Below are 13,875 nucleotides of genomic sequence, written 5' to 3'. Positions count from 1 at the left end.
CGCAAAAATCCTATTTAATTCGGGCCTTTAGTGACCCATATTATGGCGTCGGATTTTCGCGGGCCAGGTAGGCCTCCACGGCCGCGCCGAGGGCATCGCCGTCGGGCAGTTCGTCGTTTTCGTCGGCAAGGAGGGACCGGCGGACGGTGCCCTCGGCCTTCTCGTCGTAGCGGGCTTCGAGTTTTGACACCACCTGCTGGACATCGGCCGAGGCCTCGACCTGTTCGGCGATCTGCCGTCCCACTTCGCGGCCGGATTCCCGCAGCCTGTCGGTGGGGAGCATCAGGGACGTCGCTGCGCCGAGGTACTCCAGGCCGGCGACGGCCGCCGTCGGATACTCCGCCTCGGCGAGGTAGTGCGGCACGTGGATGACGTAGCCGGCCACGTTCCGACCGGCATCCGTCAGGCGGAGCTCCAGCAGATGCCCCACCGCTGCCGGCACTTCCACGGTGGGTTTCCAGGCGGAGATGCCTTCGATCAGTTCAGGGCGGTTGCCGTGCACCGTCACGCCCACCGGCCGGGTGTGGGGCACGGGCATGGGGATGGCGTGGATCCACGTGACCAGGTTGACGTCCAGGGATTCCACGATCTTCACCACGGCGCGGGCGAACCGTTCCCACTGCAGGTCAGGCTCGAACCCCGCCAGGAAGAGGAAGGGCTTGCCCAGGCCGTCAACGAGCCGGTACAGCGCGAGGCTTGGAGCCTGGTAGTCCTCGAGGTGGTCCTCCACGAAGGACACATGAGGACGGCGGGAGCGGTAGTCGATCAGCTGATCGGCATCGAATGCCGCCACGAGATCAGCGTCGAGGGTGTCGAGGAGCTCGGCCGTGATCTGCTTGACCACGTGGCCGGCGTCGGCAAAACCGGTAAAGCCCATCACCAGATTCAGCCCGCGGAGTTCGGGGCTGTGGAACAGCTCAATGTTTTTGGCATAGAGCGCATCGGGGTCCAGCAGCGAGCCGGAAATCCGTTCAAACACGGCGAGTTCCTTTCATGATCGGCGGGTTATTCTGCATAACGCCACTGGACTCCGCGGAATTCCTCGGCCCCCTGTGGCGCGGCTCTCACTCAATCCGGCTCTGCAGCCGCCGAGAGACTACGATCGGAACTGGCCTTTGCTGAGGGCCAGCGTTTCCGGCGGTCCCCATGCGGACGGCGCCCGGGTACCCATGGCAGGGTTACAGGCACATCCTGCCCGAATTCGTCACACAGAATTGAGGACTGATCCTCGTGGTCAAGAATAGTGAAATCAACATTAGCGCCATTGCGCGCGACCTCAAGAAGGCTGCCAGCGACGCCGTCGTCATCGGCGTAATGCAGGGCGCGGACGGTCCTGTCCTGCTCGAGAACCCGCTGACCGCCAAGTCGGCCGAAGCGCTGGCCGACTCCCTGAAGGTTCTTGGCATCACAGGAGCGGCGGACCAGACCGTCCGCCTTCCCGGACTTCCTGAGACCGGGGCAGGCGTCGTTGTGCTGGCAGGCGTCGGCAAGGTCAGTAACGGCCAGCGGCTGACCCGGGAGGCGCTGCGCCGCGCCGCCGGTTCGGCGGTCCGGCAGCTGGCAGGACTCGGCACGGTCACGCTCGCTTTCCCGACGGCGGATGTAGCCGACGTCGCCGCCGTCGCCGAAGGCGCGGCGTTGGGTGCCTATTCCTTCACGGAGTACCGGTCCTCCAAGGACGGACTCAAGGATCCCGTCCGCAACGCCGTCATCTTCACGCACCTCGCCGGCGATAAGGAGCTTGAGGCAGCGCTCAAGCGGGCGGCCCTCCTCGGGAAGGCCGTCAACGCCACGCGTTCCCTGGTGAACCAGCCGCCAAGCCACCTCTACCCGGAGTCCTTCGCCGAAGCCGCCAAAGAACTGTCGAAGGGCCTGCCCGTCAAAGTGACGGTGTGGGACGAGAAGCGCCTCGAGAAGGAAGGCTTTGGCGGCATCATGGGCGTCGGCAAGGGCTCCGCGCGCCAGCCCCGCCTGGTGAAAGTGGAGTACTCGCCGGCGAAGGCGACCCGCAAGATTGCCCTGGTAGGCAAGGGCATCACATTCGACACCGGCGGCATTTCCATTAAGCCGGCCCTTGGCATGGGTGACATGAAGAGCGATATGGCAGGCGCCGCCGTCGTTCTTAATACAGTGCTGGCCATCGCAGGCCTGGGTCTGCCGGTCAAGGCGACCGCCTGGCTCTGCATCGCCGAAAACATGCCGTCCGGCGCAGCCTCCCGCCCGGCCGACGTTCTGACCATGTTCGGCGGAAAGACCGTTGAGGTGCTGAACACCGACGCCGAAGGCCGCCTCGTCATGGCCGACGGCATCGTCGCCGCGAGCCAGGAGTATCCGGACGCCATCATTGACGTCGCCACACTGACGGGGGCGCAGTTGATCGCGCTCGGAAACCGCACCGCCGGCGTGATGGGTGCCGACAGTGTCACCGGTCCGCTGAAGGCCGCTGCGGACCGCGCCGGCGAACTGGTCTGGCCCATGCCACTGCCGGAGGAACTTCGCCCTAGCCTCGACTCCCAGGTTGCGGACCTCGCGAACATCGGCGAACGTCACGGCGGCATGATGACGGCGGCGGTCTTCCTGCGCGAATTCGTGGGCAAGGCAAAGGACGGCCAGCCCATCCCGTGGGCGCACATCGACATTGCCGGCCCGTCCTTTAACAATGGTGCACCCTACGGCTACACGCCGAAGCAGGGCACCGCGTGCACGGTCCGCACCCTCGTGGCCTATGTCGAGGATCTCCTGGACCAGGCTTAACCCGGTACGCGCGGCTTTGTGACGGGCAGCTGATCCGCCTGTCACAACGCCGCGTGACACTGGACACAAGCGCTCCACAAATGTCGCGGCAAGGTGGAGCATGGATAAGTGGTTCGCTAAGGTGAACCACGGTAGTCACAAATGAAAGGGAACAGGCCTGCTGGCATAATCACGGCAGAGCAAGTTCCAAGACCAGATGATGCGTACTCTCGTGTCATCGTTCACGCGAGGGAGCGTCTAAGTGGCCGATCAGGCAACTGCGCAAGAATTCGACATCCTGGTACTCGGTGGCGGCAGCGGCGGATACGCCACGGCCCTCCGGGCCGTTCAGCTTGGCTTCACTGTCGGCCTCGTGGAGAAGGCCAAACTTGGTGGAACCTGCCTGCACAACGGCTGTATCCCCACCAAGGCACTGCTGCACTCGGCCGAACTGGCCGACCACGCCCGCGACTCTGCCAAGTACGGGGTGAACGTCACCCTTGACAGCATCGACATCACGGCCGTTAACGCCTACAAGGACGGAATCGTCGCCGGCAAGTTCAAGGGACTGCAGGGCCTCATCAAGTCCAAGGGCATCACCGTCATCGAGGGTGAAGGCAAGCTCCAGGGCACCGACACCATCGTCGTGAACGGCCATGCCTACAAGGGCAAGAACATCGTCCTCGCCACGGGTTCCTACTCCCGTTCCCTGCCCGGCCTGGAAATCGGCGGCCGCGTCATCACGTCCGACGAAGCCCTGACCATGGACTACATCCCCAAGAGCGTCATCGTCCTTGGCGGCGGCGTCATTGGCGTCGAATTCGCATCCGTCTGGAACTCCTTCGGAGTCGATGTCACCATCGTCGAAGGCCTGCCGTCCCTCGTCCCCAACGAGGACGCCACGATCGTCAAGAACCTGGAGCGCGCATTCAAGAAGCGCGGCATCAAGTTCTCCACAGGCACCTTCTTCCAGGGCGTTGAGCAGGACGATAACGGCGTCAAGGTCACGCTGGTTGACGGCAAGACCTTCGAAGCGGAACTGCTCCTCGTGGCAGTGGGCCGCGGCCCGGTCACGGCCAACCTGGGCTACGAAGAAGCCGGCATCACCATCGACCGCGGTTTCGTCATCACCAACGAGCGCCTGCACACCGGCGTCGGCAACATCTACGCCGTGGGCGACATTGTCCCCGGTGTCCAGCTGGCCCACCGCGGCTACCAGCAGGGCATCTTCGTCGCCGAGGAAATCGCGGGCCTGAAGCCCGTCATCGTCGAAGACGTCAACATTCCCAAGGTCACCTACTGCGAGCCTGAAATCGCGACGGTCGGCTACACGGAAAAGGGCGCCAAGGCCAAGTTCGGCGACGACCAGGTCGAGATCCAGGAATACAACCTCGCCGGCAACGGCAAGAGCTCCATCCTGGGCACCGGCGGCCTCGTCAAGCTGGTCCGCCAGAAAGACGGCCCCGTCGTGGGCGTCCACATGATCGGCTCCCGCATGGGTGAGCAGATCGGCGAAGCCCAGCTGATCGTGAACTGGGAAGCCTACCCGGAGGATGTGGCCCAGCTGCTGCACGCCCACCCGACACAGAACGAGGCGCTGGGCGAAGCCCACCTCGCCTTGGCGGGCAAAGCCCTCCACGGCTAAAGCAGCTCCCCAATACCACAGGGCTTAGTGCACCCGGCATGATCCGCAGGGTGCACTAAGCTCGAACATGCCAGCAATCATCCGCACAAAAAAGATCAATAAGGAGAACGGGGACGACATGTCTGAATCCGTTAACTTGCCCGCCCTCGGTGAGAGCGTCACCGAAGGAACCGTCACCCGCTGGCTCAAGCAGGTAGGTGACCGGGTAGAGGTGGACGAGCCGCTGCTCGAAGTCTCCACCGACAAAGTAGACACTGAAATCCCCTCTCCGATCGCCGGCGTCATCGAGGAAATCCTCGTTGCCGAAGACGAGACCGCAGAAGTTGGTGCTCCCCTGGTCCGCATCGGTGACGGCTCCGCTGGAGGCGCAGCCCCCGCGGCTGCCCCTGCTGAAGAAGCACCCGCCGAGGCTCCTGCCGAAGAAGCTGCCGCCGCGCCGGCCCCCGCCGAAGAGGCCCCTGCAGAAGCAGCACCTGCCGCCGAGGCACCCGCAGCCTCCGGCGAATCCCGTGAAGTGACCCTCCCCGCTCTGGGCGAGAGCGTCACCGAAGGCACCGTCACACGGTGGCTCAAGGCTGTTGGCGACACCGTTGAAGTGGACGAGCCGCTGCTCGAGGTCTCCACCGACAAGGTCGACACCGAAATCCCGTCCCCGGTTGCCGGCACGCTCCAGGAAATCCGCGTCAACGAAGACGAAACGGCCGAGGTTGGCTCCGTTCTCGCTGTAATCGGCTCCGGCGCGGCTGCCCCCGCCGCCGCGCCTGCTCCGGCCGCTGCCCCCGAGAAGCCGGCTGAGGCTCCTGCCCCGGCACCGGCCGCCGCACCCGAAGAGCCGGCCGAAGCACCGGCAGCCCCGGCTCCCTCCGAAGCACTGGCAGCCCCGGCTCCCGCCGCCCAGGCACCCGCCGCCGAGGCTCCTGCAGCAGGCGGCGAATCCGGTTACGTCACTCCCCTGGTCCGCAAGCTGGCCAACCAGCACGGCGTGGACATCACCTCCCTGTCCGGCACCGGCGTCGGCGGCCGCATCCGTAAGCAGGACGTCCTGGCGGCGGCCGAGGCAAAGCCTGCACCCGCAGCAGCGGCAGCGCCCGCCGCGGCTTCCGCCGCTCCGTCGGCAGCAGCCCCGGCAGCAGCGTCGTCTCTGCGCGGCACCACCCAGAAGGCCCCGCGCATCCGCCAGGTCATTGCCCGCCGCATGCGCGAATCGCTGGATGTCTCCACGCAGCTGACGCAGGTGCACGAAGTGGACATGACCAAGGTGGCCAAGCTCCGCCTCAAGGCCAAGAACTCGTTCCAGGCCCAGAACGGCGTCAAGCTGACGTTCCTGCCGTTCATTGCGAAGGCCGTGGCCGAGGCCCTGAAGCAGCACCCGAAGCTCAACGCTGCTTATGACGAAGACAAGCAGGAAATCACCTACCACAACGCCGAGCACCTGGCGGTCGCCGTCGACACTGACAAGGGCCTGCTGGTTCCGGTCATCGCCGACGCCGGCACCCTGAACCTTGCCGGCCTGGCCGGCAAGATCGCCGACGTTGCAGACCGCACGCGCAACGGCAAGATCGGCCCGGACGAGCTCTCCGGGGGCACGTTCAGCATCACCAACATCGGTTCCGTGGGAGCCCTGTTCGACACTCCGATCATCAACCAGCCGCAGGTCGGCATCCTGGGCACCGGCGCCATCGTCAAGCGCCCCGTGGTGGTGCAGGACGCCAACGGCGACGACTCGATCGCCGTCCGCTCCATGATGTACCTGTCGCTCACGTACGACCACCGCCTGGTGGATGGCGCGGACGCCGGACGCTTCCTGCAGACGCTGAAGGCCCGTCTCGAAGAGGGCGCCTTCGAATCGGATCTGGGACTCTAGGCGCCAGTACCTGTAAAGGCGGCGGCCACTCGGCTGCCGGTGGGAAACCACCGGCCGGGGTGGCCGCCGCTTTTTCGTGCTTGATTTACCTGCCCCGACCCGCGGACGAGCCTACTACGAGGCGTAGAAGGATCTGGCTACACTGGTCCCATGAACATCGTCTATAACATCATGGTCTTCCTGCACGTGGTCGGCGCCGCCATGATCGTCGGCATCTGGATCGGCAACATGAAGAAGCCCACCGTCCACCCGCGGCAGTTCGACGGTGCTGCGCTCCAGCTGATCACGGGCATCGTCATGATGGGCCTGATTCCCGCACTGGACATGGACGCCAACTACGCCAAGCTCGGCATCAAGTTCGCCATCGGCCTGGCCGTCGGCGTGCTGGCCTTCATCGGCAGCCGCAAATACAAGAAGAACGAGCCCATCTCCACCGGCCTCGCCCACAGCGTCGGCGGACTGGCCCTGCTCAACGTCGCCATCGCCACGCTCTGGCAGTAACGGCCGCTCCCCCGAACAGACGGCGACGGCGACGCACCCTTCCACGCGTGCGTCGCCGTCGCCGTTTTGCCTTAAATTCGCAGCGGTCCGGTCATAATCCTCTGACAGCGGACAACCCGTGCACCGGCGCCGGGTAATCCATAGGATTGGGCAGGAAGGATCGGGCCTTTAGCCGGATCCTGAACTGAACCCAAGCTAAGGAGTGGACATGGCAGCAACACGCACCGCACACACGGTATGGAACGGCGACCTGATGACGGGTGCCGGCAACACGACGCTCGACAGCTCCGGGCTGGGCACCTATAACGTCACCTGGAAGGCCCGCACCGAGGCTGCGGAAGGCAAGACCAGCCCGGAAGAGCTGATCGCCGCCGCACACTCCGCCTGCTTCTCCATGGCCTTCAGCCACGCACTCGCCCAGGCCGGCCACGCTCCGGAAGAGGTCAACACCAAGGCGGACGTCACGTTCAAGCCGGGAACCGGCATCACCGGCAGCCACCTGACGGTGAACGCCAGGATCCCCGGCATCTCGGACGATGAATTCCAGAAGATCGCAGCGGAAGCCAAGGTCGGCTGCCCGGTCTCCGGCGCACTGGCCAGCATCGACATCACGTTGGACGCCACGCTCTCGGCCTCCTGACCTCCGGAGCCTGGCTGGTGAGCAGCCCGTAGCCACGCAGCAAAAAGGCCCTGTGCCCGGTCGGGAAACCCGACCGGGCACAGGGCCTTTTGCGCACTATGTACCTTTTGCACACTGTGGGCCCGCCACCGGTGGACAGAGCTGATCCTGTGTCGGCGTCAGCTCAGTTCACCGGCTCAGTCGGGCGTCAGCCGTCCGTCTTCCGGCGGGCAGGCAACGGCTCAGGCCGGAGCTGGCGGTAGCCTTCACGCAATGGCGGCCGGTCGGTGGGAAGCTCCTGGACCATTTCCTTCAGCGCGCCGATTCCATACTCCAGCTGCGGGTCGCGGCCGGCGGCATAGGCGTGCGGCGGGAACGTCACTTCGATGTCCGGAGCAACGCCGTGGTTTTCCACGCTCCAGCCGACGCCGCCGCCGAACCACGTGGCGTAGCGGGGCTGGGTGACTCCGGTGCCGTCCGCCAGCGTGAAGCGGCTGTCGATGCCGACGACGCCGCCCCAGGTGCGGGTCCCGATCACCGGCCCGATCCCCCGAAGCTTCGACACCTGGGTGATGATGTCGCCGTCGGAGCCGGCAAACTCGTCCGCGAGGATGATGACCGGCCCGCGCGGTGCGTGGTGGGGGTAGGTCCGGGGCTTCTCGCCGCGAGGCATGCTCCAGCCTGTCACCTTGCGTCCGATCAGTTCTGCCACCAGCTGGGACGTGTGCCCGCCGCGGTTCCGCCGTACATCGACGATGAGCCCGTCGAGCGCGGTTTCGGTGTCCAGGTCACGGTGGAGCTGGGCCCAGCCGTTCGCCATCATGTCGGGTACGTGCAGGTAGCCGAAGCTTCCGCCGGATGCCTCCCGGACGGTGCGGCGGTTCGCTGCCACCCAGTCCTGGTAGCGGAGGCGCTCCTCGTCCTTGATCGGGACGACGGCGATACGGCGTTGGGCGCCGGCGGCCGCGCCGTGGGCGGCACCGTTGCGGATGGTCAGCTCAACGGCGCGGCCGGCGGCACCCACCAGCTGCACGGCGGGCGTCACGGTCTCCGTGAGCTGCACGCCGTCGACGGCGAGGAGGACATCACCGGGCTTGGCAGCGGCGCCGGGGCGGGACAGCGGAGACGTCGCCAGCGGGTCGGAGGATTCGCCGGCGAGGATGCGGAGGATCTCCCAGCCCTCCCCGGTAAAGGCCAGGTCGGCGCCAAGGCGGCCCTGGCCGTTGCTGCCATTTTCCGCTTCAACCGGCCGCACGTACGCGTGGGATGTGCCGAGTTCGCCGTGCAGCTCCCAGAGGACGTCAACGAGGTCATCATGCGAACCGAGCCGGTCGACCAGTGGCCGATAGCGCTTGTGGATCGACGCCCAGTCCTGGCCGGCCATGTCCTCGGTCCAGAAGAAGTCGCGCTGCAGCCGCCATGCTTCGTCGAACGCCTGCCCCCAGACGCTGAGCGGATCCATGAGCACCCGGATGCGCGTGAGGTCCACCTTGACCAACTGGCCGGATTCGTCGTCGGCCTTGGCATCGGAAGGCACCACGCGGACCTGCTTGTCGTGGACCAGCACCACCTTCCGGCCATCGCCGGAGACGACGTAGCTGTCAAGGGCGTCCACAATCGTGGCGCTCTTGCGCTTGGCCAGATCAAACCGGACCAGGGCGGGTGGCTCGTTCTTGTCTTCCAGGCTGGCCTTGCCGTCGCCGGTGACTCCGGCAAGGGGGCTGTCCAGCCACAGTAGCGCGCCGTCAACCGCGGTCAGTGAGGAGTAGTTGCCCTGCGGGACCGGAACGCTGATAACCCTGTGCGAGAGCCCCTCGGGATCGACCCTCACCTCCGCCGGCTTGCCGGACTGTCCGCCGTCGCCGTCCTGGCCCTCCGCCTCAACCGACAGGTCGACGCTGGGGCCGAAGGGCGACGCCGTGTCCGCGGCCAGCGCCACGAGATAGGGCTTGATCGGACTGGGGAACGAGAGGTCGAACGAATGCCCGTCGTACACCGGATCGAAACTGCGGTTGGACAGGAAGGCGAGGAACTTGCCGTCCGGCGTGAACGACGGCGACTGGTCACGGAAGCGGCCGTCAGTCACGTCAACGATTCCGGCGGCCGCAACGCCCGGTGCCCCGGTGCCCAGTGCCCCGGTGCCCGACTCTTCCGCGCCGAGGCGGGCCAGCCGCAGGCGGCTGCGGGAGCCGAAGGAGGTCACCGGTTCCGACCACGCCAGCCAAGCCGAGTCCGGCGACCAGCACAGCGCTTCAATGCTGCCTTCGCCGATGCTCGTCACGGCCGTGATAGTACCTTCCCGGGTATCCGCCACGTAAACATCGCCGAAGGCGGTTCCGATGGCAATCCAGCGGCCGTCCGGGCTGGCCTCCAGGGCGCTGGCGCGCGATGGCTTCGGGAAAGCGATCCAGCTGGATGCCGCCCTGGCGGCTGCGGTGCCGGCCGAGGCGGAACCGCCCGCCGCCGGGCCGTCGGTCACCTCTGCCGCGGCAGCGGAAGCGACGTCGGCCTGTGAATCGTCCACGATGCTGACGCCGAGATCTGGACCCACCACGCCGGCAGCCGAGACAGGACTCGGCAGAACGGGAACGGGTGCCGCCGAATTAGGTGATTCCGGCCGCGCCGCAGTTCCTGATTCGTGTGCACTGGCGGGCCGGGCCGCGGCAGCCGCCGTGGTGTCGAGCTGCGGGGCTATCTCCCTGATGAACAGGGCCTCCTCGCCGTCATGATCCGCCACATAGGCGATCCGGCCCTCCGTCAGGGGGCGGGGAAGCCTGGCCCGGACGCCAGGAGTGGCTTCGACCACGCGGGAAGGGCCGTCCTTGTGCCGCAGCCAGTGGATGGTCCCGTGGGCCTCGACGGCGCTTGCCACCCCGGTGGCGTCCGGGCGCACATCGCCCAGGTGCTTGGCGACTGCAAGCAGCGACGGACGGCGTCCCTGCGAAGCCGAACCCAGCGAGACCTCAAGCCTGACGGCGTCGGAGGCCAGGTCATGAAGGATCCACAGTTCACCGGCGGACTCGAAGATGACCCGCTTACCGTCTGTGGACGCGTGCCGAACATAGAAGTGTTCATGGTCTGTGTGGCGTCGGAGGTCGCTGCCGTTGGGCAGGACCGAGTACAGGTTGCCGTAGCCTTCGTGGTCCGAGAGGAAGGCAATACGTCCGTCCACCCACATGGGGTCTGCCAGGTTGCCCTCAAGGTCCGGCAGCAGCCGTTCAAACTCGCTGTTGCCGTCCGCATCGATCCAGAGCTTGCCGGCCGTGCCGCCACGGTAGCGCTTCCACCAGGCGGGTTCGCGTGAGAGGACGCTGGCCACCACCACGGGCTTCTCGTCTCCGACTTCCGGGCCGAATGCCACGGATTCAACGGGTCCGAAGGGCAGTTCCTCGGCCCAACCGCCCTCGGTGGAGAGGCGGTAGGCGTGTGTGTGCCGTCCCTCGGCCTGGCGGAACGCGCTGGTGACCACCACGTCGCCCCCGGGGGTGAAGCCTTTGACTCTGGTGGTGCTGTGCCCGAAGAAGGTCAGCTGGCGGTACCCGCCGCCGTCGACGTCGGCGATGACAACCTCCGGCGCCGAGCCCTGCAGGACTGTCCAGACGAGCTTCTTGCCGTCCGGCGTGAACCGGGGATTGCGGGCAGGTTGTTGCAGGGAGGAAACTCGCCACGAACGGCCCCCGCCGAGGGGCGCGATCCAGACGTCGTCCTCGGCCACAAAGGTGACCAGATCGCCGTGAAGATGCGGGAAACGGAAGTAGCTCGAAGAGGTCATCGTACGATCATAGTCAAAGTCAACAGGGGCAGCCGGGAGGTGCTGCAACTGTGCCGGGGCGTGGTGAGATGGATCATGCGAATCGTCATGGCCGGCGCCTCCGGGCTCATCGGAACTCATCTCTCCTCCCGCCTGGTCTCGGAAGGCCACGATGTCATACGGCTGGTCCGGAGGGCGCCCGCTTCTGCAGCGGAGGTGCGCTGGGACCCGTCCGCCGGCCAGCTCGACCCTGCCTGCCTCGAGGGCGCCGACGCCGTCATCAACCTGTGCGGTGCCGGTATCGGTGACCGGCCATGGACGCGCCGCCGGATCGATGAGCTTTTCCGGTCACGGCTGGATCCGACACGGACCCTTGCCACTGCCATGAAGCACCTCGCCACACCCCCGTCAACGTTCCTCAGCCAGTCCGGAGCCGGCTATTACGGTGACGCAGGGACTGCTGTCCTGCACGAGGGATCACCCGCCGGGGCCGGCATCATGGCCCGGATCTGCGTCGAGTGGGAAGCCGCCGCCCATGAGGCCCCTGCCGGTATCCGGCTGGTGACACCGCGGACGGCGGTGGTGCTGAGCCGCTCTGGAGGGGCCCTGGGCAGGCTGCTGCCGCTGTTGCGCCTGGGCGTGGGCGGCCCGCTGGGCAGCGGCCGCCAGTACTGGCCATGGATCACGCTGCCGGACCTGTCCGCCGCTTTCAGTTTCCTCCTTGCATCCACCCTTTCGGGTCCCGTCAACGTCTCGGCCCCCGAACCCACCGACGTCAACACCCTGGTGGCCGAACTCGCATCGGCCCTGCACAGGCCCGCCGTGTTCCGTGTTCCGGCGCCCGCACTTCGGCTGGTGATGGGAAAGCTGGCCGACGAGCTCCTGCTGGCCAGCCAACGGATGGAACCGGGCCTCCTGAAGGACGCCGGCTTCGAGTGGCAGCATCCCGACCTGCGGCGGGCCGCCGAGTGGGTTGCCAGCGGCACCTGATGTTTGTGCGCACTGTGTCAGTCGGCTGGCAGGATCTCCGAGATCAGCCACTTGCCGTCCACCCGGAGCAGGACCAGCCGTAGCTCACGGCCCGCCTGCGGTGCGCCAGTGGCGACCAGAGCCCCGGCTACGGTCCGCTCCTCATAACCGGACGCCTCAGCCGCCACCGCGACCACGGCCCGCGTCCCTGTGCTTTCCGGCAGGCGCCGGATGCCCGTGAGGCTCGTGGTGAACCCGGCCAGTACGGTCCCGGATCGCTGCAGCCGGTTGCTGATCCGGAAGTCCGCGGCTGCCGCAGGCGAGTTCCCGGCGTTGACCTCGCCGAGCAGGTCCAGCCTTCCCTCGCTCAAGGCCAGCGAGCGGAGCCAGGCCAGTCCTTTGGCAGCTTCAGCGGGATCGCCGGACTGAAGCTGGCTGCGGACAGCCTCCGGAACCGGTGTGCGCTTCGGATCAGCTGCCCCGCCCGGCTCGGATCCCGGGTCCTGGGTCGCGGGCGCTCCACCCATTGCCTGCCAGGCTGCCACAGGCCCCGGAGGCTCATTCAATGGCAGGTGCAGCGCCAGGAGCAGGCATGCGGCTGCAATGACGGGAACGGCGAGAAGGCGGCCCCAGGCGGTTGCCCGACGGCGGTGCGGCGCGGCCGCTGCGGCATGCCTTGGATGACTCCGCCGCCGGTCGTCTATCCTGACCGCCCACCGGCGTTGCCGGAACGCCCTGGCAGGTGGGGACGAGCACACCCGTCTCCCCCACGCGCGGATCCGCTCCCGCTGCCGCCTCCGGGATGGCGGCTCCGGCCTGCGTGTCAGCAACTCCGGAAGGACGGCCGGGTGCGCCGAGCGCGAAAGGTCCACGGGAACTGCACTGGCGCTCCGGTAGATGGCAATGGCCAGATCCGCGGCGTCCGGCCGCTGCCGCCGGTCCTCGCCCAGGCCTGCCTCCAGGGCGGCGGCAAGCTCAGCGGGAACGTCCGGAACCAACAGTGAAAGGGGCGCCCTGTCCCGTGCGGGCGGGGGCGCCGCTCCGGTGAGGCAGTACCAGCCAAGCGCGGCAACTGCGTAGACATCGCGCCACGGCTGCAGTCCCGCCCGGATGGCGTCCACGGGCGAAGGATCCCTGAAACCTGCCGTCCCGACGTCGGGAGAACCGGCCGGATCGCCCACCATCCGCGCCACCCCGAGGTCGGCGAGCAGGGGCTTTCCATGCCCGGAAAAGAGTACGTTTCCCGGGGATACGTCCGAGTGAGTGAACCCTTTGCCGTGGAGGTAGCCCAACACCCGGGCGATGGGCGTCAGGACGGTCACGGTTTCCCCCACACTGAGCCTTCCCCGCGCAGTGACCAGCTGGCCCAAGGAGCCGCCCGGAGCGTAGTCCATGAGGATCGCGAGCGTGTTTTCCCCGGCTTCGCCGAGCCTGACCACGTCGTGCGCCTTGACCAGGTGCTCGTGGTCCAGGACGGACATCACCAGGATCTCCCGGCGGACATCCTCCTGGGCATCCTCCTCCGCTAGGCGCCCCGGCACCCCGGCCAAGCACTTAAGGGCCAGCTTCTGCCCGCTGGACTCCTTGGTCACCAGCCAGACTGTGGCGCTCCCTCCGCTCCCCAGCCGGCGGCATACCCGGTAGCCGGAAACAGTGGGTTCACCGTCCGTAGAATGATCAGCTTCCTGCCTCACCTCGTCCATGGCTTAAGGAGTACCGGAAACCGGCGAAGCCTGCAGAAGTTATCCACAGGGGAGGCGGGCCGCCTCGACTCCGCAGCCGGGTGAGAGCTT

At 66.9% G+C, this 13,875-nt stretch carries 9 protein-coding genes; 6 read left to right on the top strand and 3 right to left on the bottom strand.

From position 1 onward, the window contains the following. Positions 1-40 precede the first annotated feature (40 nt). Positions 41-979, bottom strand: coding sequence for a proteasome assembly chaperone family protein (locus J7E80_RS12030; protein ID WP_215051817.1), 939 nt, complete (start codon positions 977-979; stop codon positions 41-43). 251 nt (positions 980-1,230) lie between these two features. On the opposite strand from J7E80_RS12030, the gene J7E80_RS12025 reads away from it, so the two are divergent. From J7E80_RS12025 to J7E80_RS12005, 5 genes are all read left to right on the top strand, one after another. Further along, positions 1,231-2,754: a leucyl aminopeptidase gene (locus J7E80_RS12025; RefSeq protein ID WP_215051815.1), complete on the top strand. Its 1,524-nt coding sequence runs from the start codon at positions 1,231-1,233 to the stop codon at positions 2,752-2,754. Positions 2,755-2,995: 241 nt separating this feature from the next. Further along, entirely contained in the window at positions 2,996-4,378 is a 1,383-nt protein-coding gene (lpdA, locus tag J7E80_RS12020; protein WP_215051813.1) for a dihydrolipoyl dehydrogenase, read from the top strand. A 118-nt stretch (positions 4,379-4,496) separates the two neighbouring features. Further along, entirely contained in the window at positions 4,497-6,242 is a 1,746-nt protein-coding gene (sucB, locus tag J7E80_RS12015; RefSeq protein WP_215051811.1) for a 2-oxoglutarate dehydrogenase, E2 component, dihydrolipoamide succinyltransferase, read from the top strand. 150 nt (positions 6,243-6,392) lie between these two features. After that, on the top strand, positions 6,393-6,743 hold the full coding sequence (locus tag J7E80_RS12010) for a hypothetical protein (protein WP_215051809.1): 351 nt from the start codon (positions 6,393-6,395) through the stop codon (positions 6,741-6,743). 208 nt (positions 6,744-6,951) lie between these two features. Then, positions 6,952-7,383 carry an OsmC family protein gene (locus tag J7E80_RS12005; RefSeq protein ID WP_215051808.1) on the top strand — a complete coding sequence of 144 codons (432 nt, stop codon included), beginning with the start codon at positions 6,952-6,954 and terminating at the stop codon, positions 7,381-7,383. A 187-nt stretch (positions 7,384-7,570) separates the two neighbouring features. Here J7E80_RS12005 and J7E80_RS12000 read toward each other — a convergent pair whose 3' ends face one another. Further along, positions 7,571-11,134: a S41 family peptidase gene (locus tag J7E80_RS12000; RefSeq protein WP_215051806.1), complete on the bottom strand. Its 3,564-nt coding sequence runs from the start codon at positions 11,132-11,134 to the stop codon at positions 7,571-7,573. A 75-nt stretch (positions 11,135-11,209) separates the two neighbouring features. On the opposite strand from J7E80_RS12000, the gene J7E80_RS11995 reads away from it, so the two are divergent. Then, positions 11,210-12,103: a TIGR01777 family oxidoreductase gene (locus tag J7E80_RS11995; RefSeq protein ID WP_215051804.1), complete on the top strand. Its 894-nt coding sequence runs from the start codon at positions 11,210-11,212 to the stop codon at positions 12,101-12,103. Between the two features lie 17 nt (positions 12,104-12,120). Here the strand turns inward: J7E80_RS11995 and J7E80_RS11990 are convergent, their stop codons facing one another. Next, on the bottom strand, positions 12,121-13,785 hold the full coding sequence (locus J7E80_RS11990; RefSeq protein WP_215051803.1) for a serine/threonine-protein kinase: 1,665 nt from the start codon (positions 13,783-13,785) through the stop codon (positions 12,121-12,123). Between the last annotated feature and the right edge of the window lie 90 nt (positions 13,786-13,875).

Origin of the sequence: Arthrobacter sp. ISL-28 (assembly GCF_018613875.1) — a bacterium.
Taxonomy (GTDB): Bacteria; Actinomycetota; Actinomycetes; order Actinomycetales; family Micrococcaceae; genus Arthrobacter.
The sequence above is the reverse complement of the archived record's forward strand: the minus strand, read 5'-3'. Positions and strand labels throughout refer to the sequence as shown.